The organism is Aeromonas sp. sia0103 (assembly GCF_963895295.1).
Lineage (GTDB): Bacteria > Pseudomonadota > Gammaproteobacteria > Enterobacterales > Aeromonadaceae > Aeromonas > Aeromonas encheleia.
In genome coordinates this window covers 93,170-113,547 of sequence record NZ_CAWQKG010000061.1, presented here as the reverse complement: position 1 = coordinate 113,547, position 20,378 = coordinate 93,170, and the positions used below count along the sequence as shown (strand labels likewise).

At 61.5% G+C, this 20,378-nt stretch carries 25 protein-coding genes; 12 read left to right on the top strand and 13 right to left on the bottom strand.

Features of this window, described 5'->3' with window-relative positions; all coding sequences use genetic code 11:
• Positions 1-36: 36 nt before the first annotated feature.
• Positions 37-2,412 carry a PilZ domain-containing protein gene (locus AACW18_RS19350; RefSeq protein ID WP_218389573.1) on the bottom strand — a complete coding sequence of 792 codons (2,376 nt, stop codon included), beginning with the start codon at positions 2,410-2,412 and terminating at the stop codon, positions 37-39.
• Between the two features lie 100 nt (positions 2,413-2,512).
• Between AACW18_RS19350 and radA the strand changes: the two genes are divergently transcribed.
• Positions 2,513-3,877: a DNA repair protein RadA gene (gene radA / locus AACW18_RS19345; RefSeq protein WP_218389572.1), complete on the top strand. Its 1,365-nt coding sequence runs from the start codon at positions 2,513-2,515 to the stop codon at positions 3,875-3,877.
• A 79-nt stretch (positions 3,878-3,956) separates the two neighbouring features.
• Here radA and AACW18_RS19340 read toward each other — a convergent pair whose 3' ends face one another.
• The gene (locus AACW18_RS19340) at positions 3,957-4,337 is read right to left on the bottom strand and encodes a PilZ domain-containing protein (protein ID WP_042652198.1); all 381 of its coding nucleotides are present in this window, start codon (positions 4,335-4,337) and stop codon (positions 3,957-3,959) included.
• A gap of 102 nt (positions 4,338-4,439) precedes the next feature.
• Positions 4,440-4,922, bottom strand: a complete 483-nt coding sequence (locus tag AACW18_RS19335; RefSeq protein WP_042652077.1) for an Rsd/AlgQ family anti-sigma factor — start codon at positions 4,920-4,922, stop codon at positions 4,440-4,442.
• A 341-nt stretch (positions 4,923-5,263) separates the two neighbouring features.
• On the opposite strand from AACW18_RS19335, the gene hupA reads away from it, so the two are divergent.
• Together hupA and AACW18_RS19325 are read left to right on the top strand one after the other, a co-directional pair.
• Entirely contained in the window at positions 5,264-5,536 is a 273-nt protein-coding gene (hupA, locus tag AACW18_RS19330) for a nucleoid-associated protein HU-alpha (RefSeq protein ID WP_005305063.1), read from the top strand.
• A 114-nt stretch (positions 5,537-5,650) separates the two neighbouring features.
• Positions 5,651-6,076: a hypothetical protein gene (locus tag AACW18_RS19325; protein ID WP_042652078.1), complete on the top strand. Its 426-nt coding sequence runs from the start codon at positions 5,651-5,653 to the stop codon at positions 6,074-6,076.
• 96 nt (positions 6,077-6,172) lie between these two features.
• Here AACW18_RS19325 and AACW18_RS19320 read toward each other — a convergent pair whose 3' ends face one another.
• Both AACW18_RS19320 and dusA read right to left on the bottom strand, forming a co-directional pair.
• Complete coding sequence (locus tag AACW18_RS19320) at positions 6,173-6,322, bottom strand: hypothetical protein (RefSeq protein ID WP_218389571.1); 150 nt, start codon at positions 6,320-6,322, stop codon at positions 6,173-6,175.
• 3 nt (positions 6,323-6,325) lie between these two features.
• Positions 6,326-7,312: a tRNA dihydrouridine(20/20a) synthase DusA gene (gene dusA / locus AACW18_RS19315; RefSeq protein WP_218389570.1), complete on the bottom strand. Its 987-nt coding sequence runs from the start codon at positions 7,310-7,312 to the stop codon at positions 6,326-6,328.
• Between the two features lie 137 nt (positions 7,313-7,449).
• Between dusA and zur the strand changes: the two genes are divergently transcribed.
• From zur to AACW18_RS19300, 3 genes are read left to right on the top strand one after another with little or no spacing between them, the layout of a single operon-like run.
• Positions 7,450-7,908: a zinc uptake transcriptional repressor Zur gene (gene zur, locus AACW18_RS19310; protein ID WP_042652080.1), complete on the top strand. Its 459-nt coding sequence runs from the start codon at positions 7,450-7,452 to the stop codon at positions 7,906-7,908.
• Positions 7,898-8,359, top strand: coding sequence for a chemotaxis protein CheX (locus AACW18_RS19305; protein ID WP_042652081.1), 462 nt, complete (start codon positions 7,898-7,900; stop codon positions 8,357-8,359). Before zur ends, AACW18_RS19305 begins: the two co-directional genes overlap by 11 nt.
• A gap of 5 nt (positions 8,360-8,364) precedes the next feature.
• The gene (locus AACW18_RS19300) at positions 8,365-8,592 is read left to right on the top strand and encodes a hypothetical protein (RefSeq protein WP_042652082.1); all 228 of its coding nucleotides are present in this window, start codon (positions 8,365-8,367) and stop codon (positions 8,590-8,592) included.
• Positions 8,593-8,686: 94 nt separating this feature from the next.
• Here AACW18_RS19300 and brnQ read toward each other — a convergent pair whose 3' ends face one another.
• Together brnQ and AACW18_RS19290 are read right to left on the bottom strand one after the other, a co-directional pair.
• Entirely contained in the window at positions 8,687-9,949 is a 1,263-nt protein-coding gene (gene brnQ, locus AACW18_RS19295) for a branched-chain amino acid transport system II carrier protein (protein ID WP_242380592.1), read from the bottom strand.
• A gap of 236 nt (positions 9,950-10,185) precedes the next feature.
• A complete protein-coding gene (locus AACW18_RS19290) occupies positions 10,186-10,896 on the bottom strand; it encodes a tRNA1(Val) (adenine(37)-N6)-methyltransferase (RefSeq protein WP_218389569.1) in 711 nt (236 codons plus the stop codon).
• A gap of 128 nt (positions 10,897-11,024) precedes the next feature.
• Between AACW18_RS19290 and srmB the strand changes: the two genes are divergently transcribed.
• On the top strand, positions 11,025-12,245 hold the full coding sequence (srmB, locus tag AACW18_RS19285) for an ATP-dependent RNA helicase SrmB (RefSeq protein WP_042652084.1): 1,221 nt from the start codon (positions 11,025-11,027) through the stop codon (positions 12,243-12,245).
• Between the two features lie 185 nt (positions 12,246-12,430).
• Here srmB and yaaA read toward each other — a convergent pair whose 3' ends face one another.
• From yaaA to tapT, 3 genes are read right to left on the bottom strand one after another with little or no spacing between them, the layout of a single operon-like run.
• Complete coding sequence (gene yaaA / locus AACW18_RS19280; protein ID WP_218328606.1) at positions 12,431-13,204, bottom strand: peroxide stress protein YaaA; 774 nt, start codon at positions 13,202-13,204, stop codon at positions 12,431-12,433.
• Between the two features lie 31 nt (positions 13,205-13,235).
• Entirely contained in the window at positions 13,236-14,345 is a 1,110-nt protein-coding gene (locus tag AACW18_RS19275) for a PilT/PilU family type 4a pilus ATPase (RefSeq protein ID WP_042652086.1), read from the bottom strand.
• A gap of 25 nt (positions 14,346-14,370) precedes the next feature.
• A complete protein-coding gene (gene tapT / locus AACW18_RS19270) occupies positions 14,371-15,405 on the bottom strand; it encodes a type IVa pilus ATPase TapT (protein WP_042652087.1) in 1,035 nt (344 codons plus the stop codon).
• Positions 15,406-15,444: 39 nt separating this feature from the next.
• On the opposite strand from tapT, the gene AACW18_RS19265 reads away from it, so the two are divergent.
• From AACW18_RS19265 to AACW18_RS19245, 5 genes are all read left to right on the top strand, one after another.
• Positions 15,445-16,146 (top strand): YggS family pyridoxal phosphate-dependent enzyme, encoded by a 702-nt coding sequence (locus AACW18_RS19265; RefSeq protein ID WP_042652088.1) that lies wholly within the window; start codon positions 15,445-15,447, stop codon positions 16,144-16,146.
• A 159-nt stretch (positions 16,147-16,305) separates the two neighbouring features.
• Positions 16,306-17,130, top strand: coding sequence for a pyrroline-5-carboxylate reductase (proC, locus tag AACW18_RS19260; protein ID WP_218389568.1), 825 nt, complete (start codon positions 16,306-16,308; stop codon positions 17,128-17,130).
• Between the two features lie 29 nt (positions 17,131-17,159).
• A complete protein-coding gene (locus AACW18_RS19255; protein WP_042652090.1) occupies positions 17,160-17,711 on the top strand; it encodes a YggT family protein in 552 nt (183 codons plus the stop codon).
• Positions 17,711-18,004 carry a DUF167 family protein YggU gene (yggU, locus tag AACW18_RS19250; RefSeq protein WP_218291168.1) on the top strand — a complete coding sequence of 98 codons (294 nt, stop codon included), beginning with the start codon at positions 17,711-17,713 and terminating at the stop codon, positions 18,002-18,004. Before AACW18_RS19255 ends, yggU begins: the two co-directional genes overlap by 1 nt.
• Before the next feature lie 19 nt (positions 18,005-18,023).
• Complete coding sequence (locus AACW18_RS19245; RefSeq protein WP_218389567.1) at positions 18,024-18,443, top strand: DUF4426 domain-containing protein; 420 nt, start codon at positions 18,024-18,026, stop codon at positions 18,441-18,443.
• Between the two features lie 85 nt (positions 18,444-18,528).
• On the opposite strand, the gene AACW18_RS19240 is transcribed toward AACW18_RS19245, so the two are convergent.
• The 3 genes from AACW18_RS19240 to AACW18_RS19230 all read right to left on the bottom strand — a co-directional run bounded on the left by AACW18_RS19240 (position 18,529) and on the right by AACW18_RS19230 (position 20,278).
• Complete coding sequence (locus tag AACW18_RS19240) at positions 18,529-19,359, bottom strand: CPBP family intramembrane glutamic endopeptidase (RefSeq protein ID WP_218389566.1); 831 nt, start codon at positions 19,357-19,359, stop codon at positions 18,529-18,531.
• A 195-nt stretch (positions 19,360-19,554) separates the two neighbouring features.
• Complete coding sequence (locus tag AACW18_RS19235; RefSeq protein ID WP_005332293.1) at positions 19,555-19,851, bottom strand: hypothetical protein; 297 nt, start codon at positions 19,849-19,851, stop codon at positions 19,555-19,557.
• A 52-nt stretch (positions 19,852-19,903) separates the two neighbouring features.
• Positions 19,904-20,278 carry a YacL family protein gene (locus tag AACW18_RS19230; RefSeq protein WP_042652094.1) on the bottom strand — a complete coding sequence of 125 codons (375 nt, stop codon included), beginning with the start codon at positions 20,276-20,278 and terminating at the stop codon, positions 19,904-19,906.
• Between the last annotated feature and the right edge of the window lie 100 nt (positions 20,279-20,378).

The following is a 20,378-nucleotide window of genomic DNA, read 5'->3' as shown; positions in this document are numbered from 1 at the left end:
GAACAAAAAGGGCGGCCCTCTGGGGCCGCCCTTTTCTCATCCCGCCGGCGGCGTGATGCCAAGCCGGAACAGGGTGGCCTGACTGGTATCGGTCAGCTCGCCCACCCCCATCACGCTCCACAACTCCTCTTCCAGCTTCTTGGCCTTGTGAATGGCGAACTTGGCGATGTAGTCCAGTTCGTTGGCGATGAAGCTGGTGTCCGGGCGGCCGGTGCGGGAGATGCCGACCAGCACCGAATAGAATTCCCCCTGCTGCAGCGCCAACTCGACGAAGCGGCGCTTCTCCTCCACCGACGGGAAGCTGTTGGCCAGCCGGCTACGGAACAGGGGGGCCCCCCCCTGTGAACGCAGGCAGGCGATGTAGACCTCCGCCTCCTTTGGCTTGTCTTCCCGCTCGATGGCGCGCAACGGCTCGAGCAGCAGGGTCTTGAGCAGCCCCCCCTGAAACAGGGGATAGAGGTTGGCCTGCTCGTCTTGCTCGGCGCAGGCGTGCAACAGCCTGGACAGGCTGCGTGGCCGGGGCGCCAGGCCCACCGCCGCCGGCCTGGGCGTGCCCTTGAGCTTATTGATATAGACCGGCGTGTCGAAGATGTGGTGGGTGAAGATATTGCGCAGCGCCCGCGCCATGCCGCGGTAGCGCCTGTGCTCCCTGGTGGCCTTGAGTTTGTTCTGGTTGCTCTCGATAAGCAGGCTGAAGAAGTGATGGCCAATGTGGCGCGCCGGCTCCCCCTCGATGCAAAGGTGCAGCACGGTACGGCTCAAATTGAGGCTGACCAGCCGGTAGGGTAGGCGCTGCAGATCCATGCTCTTGGCCAGATCCTGCAGCCGCGGCAGGGCGACCTGGATGATATCCCCCTTCTCCCCGACGAAGGGCGCTTCCAGCTCGACTTGCATGCCATGGGCCGAGATGTCGCGGGTCCAGCCAATCCAGGCTCGCTCCTGGTGGCGGATCACGATCGCCGTCTTGTGGACGTAGCGTGCCTCCTTGCGCAGCTGTACGTAGTGCAGCGTCTCTATCTCGAAGGGCGCGGCGCTGACGTCGTGACCGAAGCGCTGCAGATCGTTAGCGTTGTGGGATTGGCTGGCGTCGTAGCGAAACTCTTCGCGCTGCTGGTCGAGCCCGATCTCCTGCAGCAGGCCAACATGGCCGATCTGCTGGAGCCGCTCGCGCAGCAGCAGGTCTTGCAACTGATGCGGCTCCCCGGCCTGCTGGTTGTCGAGGTCGGCCTCGTGCAGGGCACACGCCTCCAGACTGAACTTGTAGACGCGCCAGCTCGGGCGACGTGCCCCAACCTGGAAGAACAGGGCGGTCAGGCCGCTTTGCAGCAGCTCCTCCCGGGTGGCCGAGAAGAAGTAGAGGTGGCTGCGGACCGAATGAGTGAAGCTGTAGATCAGGGTCTCGCGCAGCTCCCCTTTGGCCGGCAACAGCGCTTGCATGCGGGTCGCGCCGAACAGGCTGGCGAGCATGTCGCGGTTCTTGGCATCCCGCCAGTACTCGAGCACGTGCTGGTTGTTCTCGGTGCGCAGGGCTATCTCCAGGGCGTGGCTCTGTCCCGTGCCGAAGAAGAGCGGCATGCCGGTCATGCGTGGCAGGTAGAACTGCTCATACCCCTTGATGACGGCAGCCGACAGCAGGTAGTCGACGCTGACCCGGTAACGGCTGCGGTTATGCTCGATGAACTCGCCGAGGAAGCGGTCAAAGGCGGGGTGCTCGCCGCTCTTCACCAGTCGCAGCCAGAACTTGCCCTCCTTGCGCTCCTCCCCTAGGATCTGGTAGCTGATGGGCTGGCGCAGCATGGGGTTGGCATGCTCGCGCTCCAGGCCGGTGAAGAGGACCTCGATCTGTTCGCCGGTCTGGTAGCTGGGCAGATAGGGCACCGAGACCCGTATCCCGCCGAGCGAGATGTCCGAGCTCTTGGCGAGCAGCTTCTCTCCGTCGGCCAACCTGAGCTGCATGGGGGAGCTGAAATGCATCCGCTCCTCCTGTCGGCCGTAGTGGCTGGCAAAGGGGATGGCGCTGACATCGAAGGGACTGAACGGGCTGGCGGGCAGGGCGAGGCTCTCGCCCTTGCCCTGATGATGCTTGTACCAGTCGTGCAGTGTCTCGTAGACCCCCAGGGTATAGCTGTCGCGGTAGAGGTAGCACTGGGACTGAAACAGCTCGATGGCCTCGGCAGGCATGAAGTGGGTGACCCCCTCGAACTCGTACACCACACAGAGTTCGCTCAGCTCATTGCGCATGTCGATCACCCGCCGGCAGGGGGTGCACTTGCGCTTGATCTCCATCTTGAGCAGGAAACGGCTGTTGGTGTTTTCGTTCTGGGTCAGGCGGGTGAAGAGCTCATCGAAGTCCTTTTCTCTGAGCAGGGGGACGAGTTGTTCTATCAGGTGTAGTGGTTGTTCTGAATCCATGTATTCCTGCCGCGGAAAGTCACTTTTCCGATTCTGGGTTTGATCTGTCGGTCGCAAACAAGTATATCAAGCAGGAATTCATCCTGTCCCCGAGTTATCCATGGCCAAAAACAAAACTGCCTATGTTTGTACCGAATGTGGAGCCGACTTCTCTCGCTGGCAAGGTCAGTGTGGCGAGTGCAAGGAGTGGAACACCATCACCGAGGTCCGGCTGGGCGTCACTACCCCTGGCAAGAGTGCCCGCTACACCGGCTATGCCGGCGCCATCGGCAGCCAGGTACAGACCCTGGCCGAGGTCGCGACCACCGAGATCCCCCGCTTCGGCTCGGGCTTCAAGGAGCTGGATCGGGTGCTGGGCGGCGGTGTGGTGCCCGGTTCGGCCATCCTCATCGGCGGCAACCCGGGGGCAGGCAAATCGACGCTGCTGCTGCAGACCATGTGTGGCCTGGCCGAGCGGATGAAGACCCTGTATGTGACCGGGGAGGAGTCCCTGCAACAGGTGGCGATGCGTGCCAGCCGGCTGGGGCTGCCCACCGACAAGCTGCGGATGCTGTCCGAGACCAGCGTGGAGCAGATCTGCATCATCGCCCAGCAGGAACAGCCGCAGATCATGGTCATCGACTCCATCCAGGTGATGCATGTGGCGGATGTGCAGTCATCCCCCGGCTCCGTCTCCCAGGTGCGGGAGTCGGCGGCCCTGCTCACCCGCTATGCCAAGCAGAACCACGTCGCCATCTTCATGGTGGGCCATGTCACCAAGGACGGCACCCTGGCCGGTCCCAAGGTGCTGGAACACTGCGTCGACTGCTCTGTGCTGCTGGATGGGGCCCACGACTCGCGCTTTCGGACCCTGCGCTCCCACAAGAACCGGTTCGGCGCGGTCAACGAGCTCGGGGTGTTCGCCATGACGGGGCAGGGGATGAAGGAGGTGAGCAACCCCTCCGCCATCTTCCTGAGCCGCGGTGACGAGCAGGCCCCGGGTTCCATCGTGATGGTGATCTGGGAGGGTACCCGCCCGCTGTTGGTGGAGCTGCAGGCGCTGGTGGACTACTCCCAGGTTGCCAACCCGCGGCGGGTGGCGGTGGGGATGGATCACAACCGCCTCGCCATGCTGCTGGCGGTGCTGCACCGTCACGGCGGCCTGCAGATGGCGGATCAGGACGTCTTCATCAACGTGGTCGGCGGGGTCAAGGTCGAGGAGACCAGTGCGGATCTGGCGTTGCTGCTGGCCATGGTCTCCAGCTTCCGGGATCAGGCCCTGCCCAAGGATCTGGTGGTGTTCGGCGAGGTGGGGCTGTCTGGCGAGATCCGGCCGGTGCCGTCCGGTCAGGAGCGGCTGCAAGAGGCGGCCAAGCATGGCTTCCGCCGTGCCATAGTCCCCTATGCCAACGCCCCCAAGCATCCCATTGAAGGGATGGAAGTGGTGCCGGTGAAGAAGCTGGCGGATGCGCTGGAAGCCCTCTAAAGAGAGTGCGATCCATAGAATGGCAAGCAGACAACAAAAAGGAGCGCATCGGCGCTCCTTTTTCGTGGCTTATCCTAGGCTAGGGCTGAGCGTGCTCCTGGTGCTCTTCCAGCAGTTGTTCCAGCTCGCGATACAGCAACTGCTCCTCCCCCACGTTCAGCTCGATCATCCGCTTCAGATGGCTGGCGCTGTCGATGTCGATGTGGTGGCAGTAGAATCCCAGCTTCTTGCTGGCCTCGTGGGTCAGTTCTACCTGCATCCTGATCACTATGTCACTGCCGCTCAGCACGAAGCTGAGCTCATACTCCTTGTCGTCGCTGCCAGACCAGGCTTCGGGTCTGAGCAGCAGGGCGCCTTGCAGGGACACATCGATCAGCTGGGTCGGCCATTGGCGCTGGCCCTGCACCAGGCTGGCGGCGGTCAAATAGAAGATCCTGGTAAAGTGACGGCGCTCGGGCATGCTCATCTCCGGTCTGCGTTTGGACGCAGTGCTAACAAATCATGCTCCAAAGTGTAATGCAGCTTGTTCATCAGGACCTTGAGGTGGCTCCGGTATTGAGCATCAGGGTTGCGGGTGGCTGAGGGACTCGACCACTTGCAATGCCTTGACCAGTCGGTCTTCCTGCTTGAACCTGTCCTCCAGCACTGGGCCCAGCTGGTTCAGATCCTCATCGAGCAGCAGTAACTGGGCCTCGTCGGCATTGCTGTATTTATCGTTGAATTCCAGAGCGAACTCGGTGCAGGCCCGGATGTGGGGATAGATGCGCTTGGCCAGCTCCAGCTTGTCGCCGCTGGCCTGCTCGAAGGCGGTGACCACGTGGTTGTAGATCTCGAAGTGACCGGCGCTGACATAGTCGACCAGCTGCTCGCAGAAGCGCTGCAAGTCGACGTGACCGGGGAGGGATCGCTGCTTGGATCTGGCGGGCATGAGCCCGGCCAATCGCATGTACTCGACCAGCAACGCCTGCCTGGCATCCAGCCAGTCATCGATCGCCCTGTGCTTGCCTGCCAAAGCGCGCTTGGTTTGTTCCAGTTCAGTTAACATAGTCCCTCCATGGGCATGGACATGCGGCGCTATGGCTGCATGCCTCCGGTCATTCTCATCGACTGACGACACCCCCTATAACTAGGGAAAATACGGTTGACCGTCAATAGGAGTGTGGGGATATTGTTACATCAGATGGGGCTTCGGGTACAAGTCCTCATCACTTGCTCGCCGCTTTCTGGTCATGAATGATGACTAGGGGGCGAGATATGTGACTATTTCCGCAGATCTTGATGAAAACCCCAGCATTCAAGCCAATCCGGCTGATAAAGCCTTTGCCTGAGTGTTTTTTTTTGAATAGAGTGGCCCGGTGCTAAATGCCCGATCATAAAGGAAATGTTATGAACAAAGCTCAACTTGTCGATGCAATTGCCGCCAAAGCAGACCTGAGCAAAGCTCAGGCCAAAGTGGCTCTGGAAGAGATCATCAATGGTATTACCCAGAGTCTGAAAGAGGGCGATGCCGTTCAGTTGGTGGGTTTTGGTACCTTCAAGGTAAACCATCGCGCAGGCCGCACCGGCCGCAACCCGCAAACTGGTAAAGAGATCCAGATTGCAGCCGCCAATGTGCCGTCCTTTGTGGCAGGCAAGGCGCTGAAAGACGCCGTAAAGTAAGGGCGTAAAGTTATCGAATGAAACCCGGCTCACGCCGGGTTTTTTCTTGCCATCGTCAGCCTAATTTGTTTCGGATACACTCAGAATATGGCATGCGCTGTAGTGAGGTGGATGATGGAACAGAAGAATGCCATTCGGCAGGTGGCCGTGCCTTGGGCACCGTCCCGCCAGCTTCCCCCCGGCCTGGTCGTGGCCGAACTGCATCAGGATATCTGGAGTGACACCCTGACCGTCATGCTGGGCCGCGCGCGCAGTATCGACCTGCCACCGCAGCCGCTCTGCCGGGTCAGTTTCCGCCACATCTTCGCCGTGCGGGTGATGGAGGATTGCGACCTGGCGGAAGGCCGGGACAGTCATACCATAGAGGAGCAGATCCAGCTGATCATCCCGTCCCGCTTCGCCAGCTGGTTCCATCAGGAGTCCGATGGCCTGCATCTGGACGAGGATCTGCAGCACTATCGCATCTCGACCTGGGACTACTGCGCCGACGTGCTGACCTCGTCGCCCCCCGAGCTGCAGTTTGTTGATCTGAGCGAGTAATCAGGGCGCCGCGATCCCTATAAAATCGATATAAAAAAGCCGGAACATCTCCTGTTCCGGCTTTTTCATGGCTCATCGGCATGAGTGTGGTGGCTGCTAGTGCAGCAGCTGATCCTTGTGCAGTCCCAGCACGAGCACCAGCCCGAGCAGGTAGAAGGCGGTGAGCTTGATGCCGAGGATGGCAAGCAGGCCGGCGCAGAGGCGCACCAACGCCTTGTGCAGCCAGGAGCCGGTGAAGCGATACATGGCTTACTCCACCGTCAGCGGGCTGGCGAACTCGGGTACCTTGGCCATGGCATCCAGCACCACCTGGATATCAGCGCCCGGTTTGCAGGCGTTCTCGCTCAGGTGGCGACGCCAGGCGCGGGCGCCCTGCATGTTCTGGAACAGGCCGAGCATGTGACGGGTCATGTGGGAGAGGTAGTTGCCCTTGGCCAGCTCCGACTCCATGTAGGGCAGCATCATCCGTACCACCTCGTGGCGGCTCGGCAGCTCACCGCCCAGGCCGAATACCTGGCTGTCCACTTGGGCCAGCAGATAGGGATTCTGATAGGCCTCACGCCCCATCATGACCCCGTCCACATGCTGCAGGTGATCCAGGGTCTGCTCCAGGCTGGTCACACCCCCGTTGAGGGCTATGGTCAGGTCGGCATAATCCTGCTTGACCCGATAGACACGCGGGTAGTCGAGTGGCGGGATCTCGCGGTTCTCACGCGGGCTCAGGCCGCTCAGCCAGGCCTTGCGGGCGTGGACGATGAAGGTCTCGCAGCCGGCGTCGCGCACCTGCTCGATGAAGGCTTGCAAGAATTCGTAGGAATCCTGCTCGTCGATGCCGATCCGGGTCTTGACCGTCACCGGAATGCTCACCACATCGCGCATCGCCTTGACGCAATCGGCGACCAGGGTCGGTTCACCCATCAGGCAGGCGCCGAAGCGGCCGTTCTGGACCCGATCGGACGGGCAGCCCACGTTGAGGTTGATCTCGTCATAACCGCGCTCCTCCGCCAGCTTGGCGCAGCGGGCCAGATCGGCCGGGTTGCTGCCCCCGAGCTGCAGGGCGATGGGGTGCTCCTGCTCGCTGTAACCCAGATAATCGCCCTTGCCATGGATGATGGCGCCCGTGGTCACCATCTCGGTGTAGAGCAGTGTCTGGCGGGTCATCAGACGGTGGAAATAACGGCAATGCCGATCGGTCCAGTCCAGCATGGGGGCGATGGAAAAGCGCTGCGCCTGCATAAAAATCATCCGGGTTGGCAAAACAAGGGGCCGGATTCTACCACAACGTGAGACGGCCCCAGAAAATGAATTTTGTCGCCGCGCCACCTGGGGCCCTGTGATAGTATCCGGCTAATTGACAGGGTGACTGTGTGATCATGAATCAAGACCAACTTTTACAACGAGCGGAACGCCTCTGCGAGCAACGCGGGATCCGGTTTACCCCGACCCGGCGCCAGGTTCTGCGGCTGCTTGCCGCCCATGGCAACGCCATCAGCGCCTACGATCTGCTGGCCCAGCTGCAGCAGACCGAGGCCCATGCCAAGCCCCCGACCGTCTACCGGGCGCTCGACTTTCTGCTCGAGCAGGGTTTCGCCCACAAGGTCGAGTCCCTCAACGCCTTCATCTTCTGCTGCCATTTCGACCATGCCCATCCCATGCAGTTGCTGATCTGCGATCGCTGCGGGGAGGTGGTCGAGCTGCATGATCCGGCCATCGACGGCGCCTTTTCCGAGCAGGCTCACCTGCATGGTTTTACTATTACCAACAAGACCATAGAGGCTCATGGTCAATGCGCTCGCTGTTCGTCCACCGTAGGAAGTCAAGATGAAGGCTGATTTTGTAAACCCGTTCCTGCTCTCCCTGCTCAACGTGCTCTCCACCATGGCACAGCTGGAACTCAAGCCGGGCGCCCCCAAGCGCAAGACGGATGAGCTGGCACGAGGGGATGTCTCCGGTCTCATCGGCATGGTGGGCCCGCAGACCAGGGGTTCGCTCTCCATCAGCTTCGAGAAGGGGCTGGCGCTCGAGATCATGCGCCGCATGCTGGGGGAGGCTCCGGCCACCCTCAATGAGGAGGTGACCGACATGGTGGGTGAGATCACCAACATGGTGACCGGCGGCGCCAAGCGCATGCTGGGGGAGAAGGGCTACGAGTTTGACATGGCGACCCCGATCATCGTCTCGGGTCCCAACCACACCATCACTCACAGGGCAGATGGTGCCAAGATCATGATGCCGTTCGATTCTGACTACGGCCGTGCCACCATCGAAATCTGCTTCGAGTAACCATCATGTGGAAAGCGCTGAAATGGAGTTTCATCGGTGGCGTCCTGCTGCTGATCCTGTCCGATATCCAGATCAACACCTCTATCTACAAGTATGAAGACAACAGCGTGCTGATCAGCTTCCCGCGCTGGCAGGCAGACCGGCCCTGGGGCACCTTCCAGTGGCATGCCGGTCGGGTGGAGCAGCATTGGTATGGACTGGAGGGCAGACCCAAGCCAGCATCCGTGCTCTAGCTCCATTTCCCGTACCAGGGCAGCGCCCCGGCAATCACACAAAAACAGAGAGGCCAGCAGATGCTGGCCTCTCTTGTATCGGTATGACGGACGATCAGGCGGCTTCGGCAGCCAGCTTGTCGCCGGTGCGGACCAGCACGCCGAGGCCACAGGCCAGCAGGGTCGGCAGCAACCAGGCCAGGCCCTTGTCAAACAGCGGCAGGAAGGCGAACGCATCCATCTTCATGCCGGCAGCGCCGAGGCCATCCAGGCAGCCGAACAGGAAGGCGACCAGCAACACGGAGCGGAACACCAGGCGGGGACGACCGAAGTAGCCCTTCAGGAAAGTGACCAGCACCAGCGCCACGGCAACCGGATAGATGGCAACCAGCACCGGAATGGAGAGGCTGATGAGCTGGCTCAGGCCCACGTTGGCGACCACGGCACAGATGCTCCCCAGCAGCACGACCAGCTTCTGGTAGCTGATGCCGGTGAGATTGTGGAAGAAGTCGGAGCAGGCGGAGATCAGGCCCACGGCGGTGGTGAAGCAGGCCAGGGTGATGATACCCGCCAGGATGAACTGGCCCGGCTGACCGAACAGGCTCAGCACATAGGCGTTCACGATGGCGCCGCCATTGCTGACGTCTGAGGCCACGCCGGCAGCGGTGTTACCCAGCTGGAACAGGGAGACATAGACCACGGACAGACCGATGGCGGAGATGACGCCCGCGATGGCCAGGTACTTGAACTGGCTCTGGTAGTCGTTGATGCCTTTCTTGCGCAGCAGATCGACGATCAGGGCGCCGAACATCAGGGACGCCAGGGTGTCCATGGTGTTGTAGCCTTCCAGGATCCCTTTCACCAGGGGGCTGTGCTGATAGTCGCCGGACGCGGCGGGCATGGTGCCCTGGGGTGCGACGAAGACGCCGACGGCCAGGGTCAGCAGCAGGATCATCAGCACCGGGGTCAGATACTTGCCGATGGCATCCATCAGCTTGCCCTGGTTGAGGGAGACCAGCATGGCGACCCCGAAGAAGAACAGGGTGTAGACGACCAGACCGGCCTGTCCCATGTCACCGATGAAGGGCTTGAGGCCCATCTCGTAGGCCACCAGGCCGGTACGGGGGGCGGCGAAGGCCGGGCCTATGATGATGTAGATGGCGACGGCCAGGGTGGTGGCCACGCCGGCGGGCAGCAGCTTGGTCATGCCGGCCCAGCCGTTGCCGGCCTTGGCGACGGCGAGGATGGTGATGAGCGGCAGGCCCACCGCGGTAACCAGGAAGCCCAGCATGGCCAGGGGAAGGTTCTCGCCTGCCATGTAACCGGCCAGCGGCGGGAAGATGATGTTACCGGCGCCCAAATAGAAGGCAAAGGTCATGAAGCCCAATCCGAGTACGTCGGATAATGTGAGTGATTTCGTCAAGTTCAACCTCGTCTGTCTTGTAAACTATTGCTTGTTATAGTTTTTTATTGGTCGATGACCGGTGTTGTTCAGGGGTAAAAAAAAGGAGCCCCGCTGCTTTTTTCATCGCGACCAGTGGTTTGAGCTGGTCTTGAGCGGGTGCTCGTTTGCCAGTCAGCATAATGATGTGAAAAAATAGTTCAAGGCGAAATTTACATCTTCAAATAGAAGGGGTGGGTTAGTTGGATGTATCTGTCGGAATAGCCTCCAGCAGTAGAATGGATCACAATCTCATCCCTCTCACACCTGCTTAATCCTCTGCCAAGTAGCAATAAAACGCGATTTGCCGCTTTACCTGCTCTGGTGATAACAGCTGTATAACAAACGCCGTACAGATCATAATCTGCCGAGATGCATAAAATTTCATCCGCCATGGCGGTCGGCAGCACCAGCGCCACCCGCCCGTCGGCGGCCAGCAAACGAGCGCACGCCGCCAGCAGATCCCGGCTGCCGAGGGCGCCGGTGTGGCGGGCCCGCGCCCTGGCCGGATCGCTAAACGACTGACCCGCCACGAAATAGGGGGGGTTGGAGACGATGAGATCGTAGGGCGCTGCCTGATAGTCCTGAATCGCACTCTCGATGATGCCGACCCGGGTGGGCCAGGGGGAGGCCGCCACGTTCGCTCTGGCCTGGGCGACTGCATCCTTATCCAGCTCCACCCCGTCGATGTGACAGTCGGCATGGCTGCGCTGGGCCAGCATCAGCGCGATGAGGCCGCTGCCGGTGCCTATGTCCAGCACCCGACGCGCCGCGGCGATGGGCGCCCAGGCTCCCAGCAGTATGGCGTCGGTGCCGACTTTCATGGCGCAGCGATCGTGATCGATGTGAAATTGTTTGAAGGTAAAACCGCTGTTTCGTCCCATCTGACCCCCGCCATCTCTCTGCCATACCCAAAATGGTCGGCGATTATAGCGGCTAAGCCATAGTCGCCATAGGAGCCGGCGGCATAATCGCCTATAATCTGCCGTTTCCTTAATGACCGAGTATTGCCATGAGCCAGTCCTTTGATGATTTCGACCTGAATCCAGCCCTCAACCGGGCCCTGGCCGAGATGGGATTCACCCGCCCCACTACCATTCAGCAGATGGTGCTGGAGCCAGCCCTGGACGGCCGCGATATTCTGGCATCCGCTCCGACCGGTACCGGCAAGACGGCCGCCTTCCTGCTGCCCGCCATGCAACACCTGCTGGATTTCCCGCGCCGCAAGCCGGGCCCGTGCCGCATGCTGATCCTGACCCCGACCCGCGAGCTGGCGCTGCAGGTCAGTGCCCACGCCAAGGCGCTGGCGGTGCACACCCACCTCAGCATCGAGACCATCATCGGCGGTGTCAGCCACGAAGAGCAGCTGCCGGCCTTGACCAAGACCACCGACATCGTGGTGGCGACCCCGGGCCGCTTGCTGGAATACATCGACAAAGAAGAGTTCGAGAGCCACGACATCGAGGTACTGGTGTTGGATGAAGCCGACCGCATGCTGGACATGGGCTTCGTCAAGGACGTGAACCGCATCGTGGCCGAGGCGCGTTACCGCAAGCACACCATGCTGTTCTCCGCGACCCTGGAAGGGGCCGGGCTGGAGAAGTTCGCCAACGAGATCCTCAAGGAGCCGGTCGAGCTGCACGCCGAGCCCCCCCGCAGCGAGCGTCGCCCTATCACCCAGTGGGTGCACCTGGCCGATGATGCCGCCCACAAGCTGGCGCTGCTGATCCACATCCTGAAGGATCCGGAAACCCAGAAGGCCATCGTCTTCGTCAAGACCCGTGAGCGGCTGGCTGAGCTCTCCGGCCAGTTGCAGGCGGCCGGTGTCTCCTGCGCCTGGATCCGTGGCGAGATGGAGCAGAGCAAGCGCATCGAGTCGATCCGCAAGTTCCACGCCGGTGAAGTGCCCTTCCTCATCGCCACCGACGTGGCCGCCCGTGGTATCGACTTGCCCAACGTCAGCCATGTCATCAACTACGACATGCCCTACGGCACCGACGTCTATGTGCACCGCATCGGCCGCACCGGTCGAGCCGGCAACCGTGGCTGCGCCATCAGCCTGGTGGAGGCCCACGATATGGCCATGGTCTCCAAGATCGAGCGTTACACCGAAGAGCGCCTCAAGCGCCGGGTGATCGACGTGCTGCGTCCCAAGCATAAGGAAGCGCGGGTGCCGGTGAAGAAGAAGAAACCTAAGGATGGCAAGAAGAAGTCGGCCAAGAAAAAGAAGTAATACATGATGCAAAACGGCCATCCTCGGATGGCCGTTTTGTTTGCTGCCACCGGCGCCCTGCCGGCGGGTGGAAAGACGCGCAGAAAAAAGCCGACGCATAAACGTCGGCTAACAAAAAGTGCTTACAACAGAGGATTCACGTATTCAGACCCGGGGATCCTGAACTTGGTTCCCTCATTTTGTAATTAATTTTCAGCACGCTTGAACATCAGGGTGTGCGCATCAGACTCTTCTGGCACGAAATAGTAGCCACCGGCATTGAAACCGATCAGCTGCTCCACCTCGGTTAACCTGTGCTTGATGATGTGGCGCGCCATCATGCCGCGAGCCTTCTTGGCGTAGAAGCTGATGATCTTGAACTGACCGTTCTTCTCGTCCTTGAACACAGGCGTCACTATCCGGCCCTTCAGTACCCGCGGGCGTACCGACTTGAAGTATTCGTCGGACGCCAGATTGACCAGCACCTCGCTCCCCTGTGCGGCCAGCGCCTGGTTGAGGTGCTCGGTGATGATGTCGCCCCAGAATTGATACAGATCCTTGCCGCGCTCGTTGTCGAGACGGATCCCCATCTCCAGCCGGTAGGGCATCATCAGGTCGAGCGGGCGCAGCACGCCATAGAGGCCGGACAACATGCGCAGGTGTGCCTGGGCAAAGTCGAGGTCCGCTTCGCTGAAGTCTTCCACGGCAAGACCCGTGTAGACATCGCCCTTGAAGGCCAGCAGCGCCTGGCGGGCGTTGCTCGGGGTGAAATCCGGTTGCCACTGCGCGAAGCGTGCCGCGTTCAGTCCTGCCAGCTTGTCGCTGATCTTCATCAGGCTGGCGATCTGATCCGGGGCCAGTTGCCGGGCTCGGGTGATCAGCCGGGCGGAGTGATCCAGCAACGCGGGCAGGGTGAAACGGGAAGTCACCAGCGGCGACTCGTAATCCAGCGTTTTGGCCGGGGAAACCACAATCAGCATAACTATCCTTTCTAGCGGTGACGCACGCCCCTCATTCGTCCAGGGTGACGTTGTCCAATGAACCTGCGCCCAGCTGCTCACGACCGGACAGCTTGATCAGCAGCCGCAGGTCGTTGGCGGAGTCAGCGTGGGCAAGGGCCTCACTGTAGCCAATTTGGCCGGCGCAGAACAGGGCGAACAGCGCCTGATCGAAGGTCTGCATGCCGAGCTCGCTGGATTTGGTCATCACCTCCTTGAGCCGATGCATCTCGCCCTTGCGGATGATGTCGGTGATGAGCGGGGTGTTGAGCAGGATCTCGAAGGCGGCGACCCGGCGGCTGCCATCGGTGCAGGGCAGTAGCTGCTGCGCGACGATGGCGCGCAGGTTGAAGGAGAGATCGAACAGGAACTGGCGGTGTTTCGCCTCTGGCACCAGATGGAGGATGCGATCCAGCGCCTGGTTGGCATTGTTGGCGTGCAGGGTGGCGAGACAGAGGTGGCCCGTCTCGGCAAACTGGATGGCCAGCTCCATGGTCTCCTGGTTGCGGATCTCGCCAATGAGGATGACATCCGGCGCCTGGCGCATGGAGTTCTTGAGCGCCACATCGAAGGATTCGGTATCGATGCCCACCTCCCGCTGGGTGATCAGGCAGCGGCCGTGCTGATGCACGAACTCCACCGGATCTTCCACTGTCAGTATGTGACCGTCCCCGTGCTGGTTGCGATAACCAATCATGGCCGCCTGGGTGGTGGACTTGCCGGCCCCGGTGGCACCGACAAACAGCACCAGCCCGCGCTTGGCCATGGCCACCTCCTGCAAGATGGGGGGCAGCACCAGCTCGCCGAAGCTGGGGATATGGGTCTCGATGCGGCGCAGTACCATGCCCGGCATATCCTGCTGCCAGAAGGCGCTGACCCGGAACCGTCCCAGCGCCTCGCGATGGATGGCGTAGTTCGCCTCCCGGCTATGCAGGTAGCGCTCGAAGTGCTCAGCGTCCAGGCTCTCCCTGACCAGGGCAAGCGCAGCCGGCCTGTCCAGCGGTTTATCGCCGAGCGACACCAGGCGCCCATTGACCTTGAGGGTGGGCGGTGCATCGACCGTGATGAACAGATCCGAGCCCTTTTGGGCAACCAGTTCAGCCAGCAGAACATCCATGTTCATAGTGTCTCCTTGGGGTGAGCTTGTCCTAGATACTGTTGGGATCGGCCGCCTTGGCCTTGGCGTCGAGGGCGGCGACTATGCCCCGGTTGACCAACTGCTTGAGGCTCTGATCCATGGTCTGCATGCCGTGGGTCATCCCGGTCTGGATGACGGAGTAGAGCTGGGCAATCTTGTCTTCCCGGATGAGGTTTCGCACCGCGGGGATGCCCATCATGATCTCGTGGGCCGCCACCCGACCCCCGCCGATCCGCTTGAGCAGGGTCTGGGAGATGACGGCGCGCAGGGACTCGGACAGCATGGAGCGCACCATGTCCTTCTCCGAGCCGGGGAAGACGTCGATGATCCTGTCTATGGTCTTGGCGGCCGAGGAGGTGTGCAGGGTGCCGAACACCAGATGGCCGGTCTCGGCGGCGGTCATGGCGAGACGTATGGTCTCCAGATCGCGCATCTCCCCCACCAGTATGATGTCCGGATCCTCCCGCAGCGCCGAGCGCAGGGCGTTGGCGAAACTCCTGGTGTCGCGGTGCACCTCGCGCTGGTTGACCAGGCAGCGCTTGTTTTCGTGCACGAATTCGATGGGATCCTCGATGGTGAGGATGTGGTGGTGGAAGTTGTCGTTGATGTAATCGACCATGGCCGCCAGGGTGGTGGACTTGCCCGAGCCGGTCGGGCCGGTGACCAGCACCAGGCCGCGGGGGAATTCGGCGATCTTGCGAAACATCTCCGGGGCCCCCAGATCCTCCAGGCTCAGCACTGTGCTGGGGATGGTGCGGAACACGGCGCCCGAGCCGCGCGCCTGCTGGAAGGCGTTGACCCGGAAGCGGGCCAGGTTGGGCACCTCGAAGGAGAAATCCACCTCGAAGTTCTCTTCCAGCTCCTTGCGCTGGTGGTCGTTCATGATGTCGTAGATGAGGGCGTGCACTTCCCGGTGTTCCAGGGCGGGCAAATTGATCTTGCGAACCTCCCCATCAACCCTGATCATCGGGGGAACCCCGGCCGAGAGGTGTAGATCCGAGGCCTTATGCTTTACACTGAAAGCCAATAACTCTGTGATATCCATAGACTTGTTATTCTCCCATCACAAGATCACGAACGAAATATGAACCAGATTGCCCAGCACCTGCTTCAGGTAAAGGAACGTATTGTACAGGCTGCCCGGCGGGTTGGCCGCGGAGCCGAACATATCCAGCTGCTCGCGGTCAGCAAGACCAAGCCGCTGGAAGACATCCAGGCCGCCTATGCCGCGGGTCAGCGCCGATTCGGCGAATCCTATGCCCAGGAGGCGGCGGCCAAGATCGACACCCTGCGCGCCCAGGCCGACTGCGCAGACATAGAGTGGCACTTTATCGGCCCGCTGCAATCAAACAAATCCAGACTGGTGGCGGAGCGATTCGACTGGGTACAAAGTGTCGATCGTGACAAGCTGATCGAGCGCCTCAATAGCCAGCGTCCGGCCGGGCTGGCTCCGCTAAATGTCTGTCTGCAAATCAATATTAGCGGAGAGAGCAGCAAATCCGGTACGTCGGAGCAAGAGATTTTCCGCCTGGCCGCGCTGGTCGCCCGGAGTGAACGGCTGGTGCTGCGTGGCCTGATGGCCATTCCCGAGCATACCAGTGACGAGGCGGTATTGGCCGCACAGATGCGGCGTATGCAGGCTCTGTTCACCGAGCTTGCGCAACAATACCCGAGTGTCGATACCCTCTCGATGGGCATGACCGAGGATCTCGAGCCGGCGATCGCCCATGGCAGCACCATGGTACGAGTCGGCACCGCCATCTTCGGTGCCCGCGATTATTCATAAACAGCAGCACGGGGTGCCGCCTGTCCTCGCCTTCGTCGGCGCAGGCGAACCGCCGTGTTGGCAGCCAATAACAGGAGTGTTTGATGCAACATAGAACCCTCGCCTTCATCGGGGCGGGCACGCAGGGCTCCGCAGTCATTTCATCAGCAGGAGTGCAAGATGCAGCATAAGATCCTCGCCTTCATCGGGGCGGGCAACATGAGCCGCAGCATCATTGCCGGCCTGATCCAGGCGGGTTATCCGGCCGAGCGCATCATCGCCGCCAACCCCAGCCGTCCCAAACTGGATGCGCTGGCGAGCGACTATGGCATTCGCATCACCCAGGACAACGCCGAGGCGGCCCGGGCGGCCGAGGTCATAGTGCTGGCGGTCAAGCCGCAGCTGATGGCCGCCATGCTGGGCGCACTGGTCGCCGAGCTGGGGTCGCTGACCGGCAAGCTGCTCGTCTCCATCGCCGCCGGCATCAAGGTGGCGCGCCTTGGCGAGATGGCGGGGGGTCACACTCGCATCATCCGCACCATGCCCAATACTCCCTCCCTGCTGGGACTGGGGATGACGGGTCTCTATGCCCCGGCGGGCATCGAGCAGGGGGATCGCGACTTTGCCGAACAGATGATGCAGGCCGTGGGCAAGACCCTCTGGGTCGAGCAGGAGAGCGGCATCAACGGCGTCATCGCGGCGGCGGGCAGTGCGCCTGCCTACTTCTTCCTGTTTATGCAGGCGATCGCCGAGCAGGCGGAGGCGATGGGCTTCTCGCCCGAGCAGGCCCGCCTGCTGGTGCAGCAGACCGCCCTCGGCGCCGCCGCCATGGTGGAGCAGAACCCCCAGCTCTCCTTGCAGACCCTGCGCGAGCAGGTGACCAGCAAGGGCGGCACCACGGCCGAGGCCGTCAAGACATTCCAGGAGCAGGGGCTGATGCCGCTGACCGCTCACGCCATGCAGGCGGCCGTCACCCGGGCCGCCGAGATGGAAACCTTTTTCTGATCACGCTTACGGCTTAACAAGGAGCCCGGATGAACACGGCTTACTTTCTGATTAATACGGTTTTTGATATTTACCTCATGGTGGTGTTGCTGCGCGTCTGGTTGCAGTGGGCCCGCGCCGACTTCTACAACCCCATGAGCCAGACGGTGGTCAAGCTGACCAACCCGCTGGTAGTGCCGCTGCGTCGCATCATTCCCGGCTTCGGCGGGCTGGACATGGCCTCGGTGCTGCTGGCCCTGATCATCGCCTTCGCCAAGCTGGCGTTGCTCAAGAGCATGAACGTGCTGCTGACCGACTGGCTCACCCTCAGCCTGTTCGCCGCCCTCACCGTGCTGAAGAAGGCGGGCGCCATGATCTTCTGGGTGCTGCTGATCCGCGCCATCCTGAGCTGGGTCAGCCAGGGTCGCAACCCCATCGAATACGTGATGCACCAGCTGACCGAACCCTTCCTGGCTCCGATCCGCCGCATCCTGCCGGCACTGGGTGGCCTGGATCTCTCGGTGTTGGTCGCCTTTATCGGCTTGCAGGCCATAAACTATCTGTTAGGGGATCTGTTCGGCCAACTGTGGTTGATGATCTGATGCCGGCCGTCCTGCGAGAAGGGGACGGGCTGATACTGCATCTGGTGATCCAGCCCAAGGCGAGCCGGGATCAGATCGTCGGGTTGCACGGCGAGGAGTTGAAAGTGGCCATCACGGCGCCGCCGGTGGATGGCCAGGCCAATGGCCATCTGATCAAGTACCTGGCCAAGCAGTTCAAGGTGGCCAAGGGGCAGGTCCGCATAGTGCGGGGGGAGCTGGGACGGCACAAGACGGTCGCCATCGAGGCGCCAAGGCAGATCCCCGCCGAGATCAGTGCCCTGCTGGAGTCGTAAACACGAGAAGGATGACATCATGAAAACAGCCTGGATTAGCTGCCTGTTGGCACTGTTGATGACGCTGCCACTGCGGGCCGAACAGATGAAGGAGCTGGGTCCCTGGCAGGTGCATTACAACGCCTTCAACTCCAGCTTCCTCACCCCCGAGGTGGCCAAGGCCTATGGTCTGGAGCGCAGCCGCTACAACGGCATCGTCAACATAGCGGTGCAAAACAAGCAGGGGGTGGCCCAGGCGGTGGGCATCAGCGGGGAGGCCAAGAACCTCACCGGCACCATTCGCACCCTGAGCTTTCAGGAGGTGAAGGAGGGGGACTCCATCTATTATCTGGCGGTGCTGCCCTACCGCAACGAAGATACCTATCAGTTCACCCTGAAGATCATGGGCGAGGGGCAGCAGCAGACGCTGACCTTCCAGCAGACCTTCTACGTCGACTGAACCGGGTCGATGAAAAATGCCCCGAACCTGTGTTCGGGGCATTTTTTTGTCCGTCGTTCGCTCAAGAGGCGATGCCAGTGGGGCCTCAGCGGCTGGCCAGCGGGTAGGTGAACAGGGCCAGGTGGGCGAAGTTGAACAAAAAATGCAACAGGATGGCGACGCTCAGCCGTCCGCTGAGCTGGAACGCCAGCCCGTAGCAGGCCCCCGCCAGGGCGGCAAACAGCATCAGCAGCGGGCCTCCGGCCAGATGCGCCGCCCCGAACAGCAGGCTGGCGACCAGGAGACCGAACCAGGGCTTGCTTCGGTTCGCCACCCCTTGCTGGATCAGGCCCCGAAACAGCGCCTCCTCCGCCACACAGGTGAATAGCAGGTTGTTGAGGGCAAACAGCCACCACCAGTGGGGCAGCCCCGGTTCTGGCCTGAGGGCGCCGAGCTGCCAGGCCGCCAGCAACAGGGCCGCCAGTGGCAGGATGAGCAGGGCCAGTGGTCGCCAGCGGATGGGGCCTCCCTGGCCGAGCAGGGTGGGCCAGGCCAGCAGCAGGCCGAAGAAGATCAGCGGCTTGTCCAGATTGAGATACAGGCTGAAGGGCACGCTGGCGGGGCCGGCCTGCACCCGATCCAGTACCCTGAGGTTGTCAAAGCCCGGCACCAGATGCAGCGTCAGGGCGATGGCCCACAGCAGCACCAGCGTCAGTGCGATGCCACGCCAGGGTTGGGGCAGGCTGGGGGTTTGCCAGGCCAGCAACAGGCCGGCGAGGCTGACCAGCGCGGCGAAGGGGCTGAGGCGCCCCAGCCAGAGGGCGGCCAGCAGGGCGAGCCCCAGCAGGATCAGGCCGGGTCTCGGCTGGCGGGCCAGGCAGAGCAGCACGGCCAGCGCCAGCACTCCCCAGATCAAGGCATCGGGTAGCGGTAACATTGAGTCTCCTTGCGAGTTAGAAGGGGCGCACCTTAACGATCCCTTCCCCCTGGCACAAGGCTCGATAGACTGGTCGGATCCCTGCCGCGGTCTGTTGTGCCACCTGTCGGCCGCTGTCTGGCCAATAAAAAAGCCGGAGCAGAGGCTCCGGCTTTGGTGAGAGGTGGTGGCGCGACTTAACGCACCCAAGCCGTATTAACGGCCGGATTCGGCAATCACGCGGGCGATGATATCGGCACGCTTGGTCGCTTCCAGCTCGCCCAGGGCGATCAGGCCGGCCTTGAAGATGACGTTCTTCGGCAGGCTGACGTCGTCCAGGGTGGTGATGGCTTCCACGTGCAGGCCGTTCAGGCGGCTGGCATCGCGCGGGCTCAGGTTGACCTGAGTGTTCATCACCTGCTTGCCCTTCTTCTTGGCGGGCACGGCGGCTTTCTGGCTGGATTCCTGTTCTTCGTCTTCCGGCAGTTCGTCATCAAAATCGTAAATAGACATAGTCAATCCTGTTGGGTTGCAGCGGGCATGCTTGCCCGATAATAGAGGGTGATCAGCCCATATCCTCATTGCGGATAAAGGCGCGCCAAGAGCCGAGCACCTGGGCAAAGTCTTCCAGTCCGCACATGGCCAGCTGCTCATCATCGTAGTAGGCGAGATCGTCGAGATCCTCATCCTGCTCGATATTGAGGACGTTGGCCTTCACCTCCGCCTCCTCATGGGTGAGCAGCAGCGAATAGTCGCCGCCGAGCAGACGGTATTCGACACGGCTGCGGTTGGACAGCTGGTCGATGATGGAGAACAGCTCGTCGAGCTTCTCCTCATCCTTTCCCACCTCGTCGATCAGCCATTGACCTATGGCTTCATGGCCCATGGAGAACCGGGCGCGATAGCCACCGAACGGGTCGCGGCGAAATTCATAGTCCATAACGGGATCCATATCGAAAGGACGGGGCCATCACCAGGGGACTGGGCCTGCGCCAAATCCGTGATCCATGGTGGGCACACCTGGGGTAAAGTGGCCTATT